Genomic DNA, 1,353 nt, shown 5'->3' with positions numbered 1-1,353 from the left:
AGAGTGCGGTACGTGAGCTTCCGTCCGCCTTGTCATCGCTCGATGGTGTGACGTTGGGGCATCGCTGCCGGTCAGGCGTTCGGGGTTCGCTTGAGTTATGGCATGAGCATGCGCAAGCCGTACCCGAGTGATCTGTCCGACGAGCAGTGGGCGTTGATCGCGCCGGTGATCACGGCGTGGAAGGCCCGGCACCCCTCGGTCAGCGGCCACCAGGGCAAGTACGCGATGCGGGAGATCGTGAACGCGATCCTGTACCAGAACCGCACCGGCTGCCAGTGGGAGTTCCTGCCCCACGACATGCCTCCGCCCGGCGCGGTGAAGTACTACTTCTACACCTGGCGCGACGACGGCACCGACCAGAACCTCCACGATCTGCTGAGGTGGCAGCTGCGGGAGAAGAAGCGGCGATTAGCCGACCCGAGTCTCGTCGTCCTGGACACGCAGAGCGTCCACGCGGCCGTCGGTGTCCCGGCCGACACGACAGGCCGGGACGCCGCGAAAAAGGTGCCGGGGCGGAAGAGATGCCTGGCCGTGGACGTGTTGGGCCTGGTCGTCGCGGTCGTCGTGCTGGCGGCCTCCGCGCACGAGAACACCGCCGGCATCGCCCTGCTGGACCAGGTCGCCGAGCAGACCGACACGGTCGAGAAGGCCCTGGTCGACCAGGGCTTCAAACAGCGCGTCGTCGAACACGGCAAGAGCCACGGCATCGACGTCGAGATCGTCGAGCGCAACCCCGCCGACAAGGGCTTCGTCCCGCAGGCCAAGCGGTGGATCGTGGAGCAGACGAACGGGATCCTGATGTTCTACCGCCGCCTCGTGCGCGACTACGAGCACCAGCCGGCCTCCTCCCGCTCACGCGTCTTCTGGGCCATGACCTCCGTCATGGCCCGCCGGCTCACCGGCGCCACCCTCCCCTCCTGGAGGACCGCATGAGTGAGAACCCTCAGGTCACAGCCGTCCTGGAATACGTCGAGGCTCGTGAACGCGAACTGGCGGAACAAGCCGCCCAGATCCGCACCCGCCTCGAGGAACTCACCGCGCAGCTGGGCGAGCTCGACGCGGAGAGCGAAAACCTGCGCGTCACCCGGAAGACCCTCCTCACCCCCTTCGCCGACACCGGGCAGCCGATGCGCGCCCGCGACCTGTGCCAGGCACTCGACCTGCCGATCATCCCGAAGAACACCGAAGGCATCCGCTCCAAGCTGAAACGCCTGGTCGCACGCGGCATCCTCACCGAACCCGAACCCGGCCTGTTCGCTCAGCCCCGCGCCTGACCACCACCAAGCGGCGACGACCAGCAGCCCTCACCCAACCTCAACCACGAAACGGACAAGAACTCACGTACCGCACTCT

The 1,353-nt window shown here is 67.0% G+C and carries 2 protein-coding genes; both read left to right on the top strand.

Annotated features, from left to right (window positions below; translation table 11 throughout):
- The first annotated feature begins 102 nt into the window (after nucleotides 1-102).
- Nucleotides 103-933, top strand: a complete 831-nt coding sequence (locus tag C1I97_RS37330; RefSeq protein WP_111007293.1) for an IS5 family transposase — start codon at nucleotides 103-105, stop codon at nucleotides 931-933.
- Nucleotides 930-1,274, top strand: coding sequence for a hypothetical protein (locus C1I97_RS37325; RefSeq protein WP_111007292.1), 345 nt, complete (start codon nucleotides 930-932; stop codon nucleotides 1,272-1,274). The genes C1I97_RS37330 and C1I97_RS37325 overlap by 4 nt, the downstream gene beginning before the upstream one ends.
- The last annotated feature ends 79 nt before the right edge of the window (nucleotides 1,275-1,353 follow it).

Source organism: Streptomyces sp. NTH33 (genome assembly GCF_003236365.1).
GTDB lineage: Bacteria > Actinomycetota > Actinomycetes > Streptomycetales > Streptomycetaceae > Streptomyces.
This window is presented reverse-complemented; position numbering and strand designations above follow the sequence as displayed.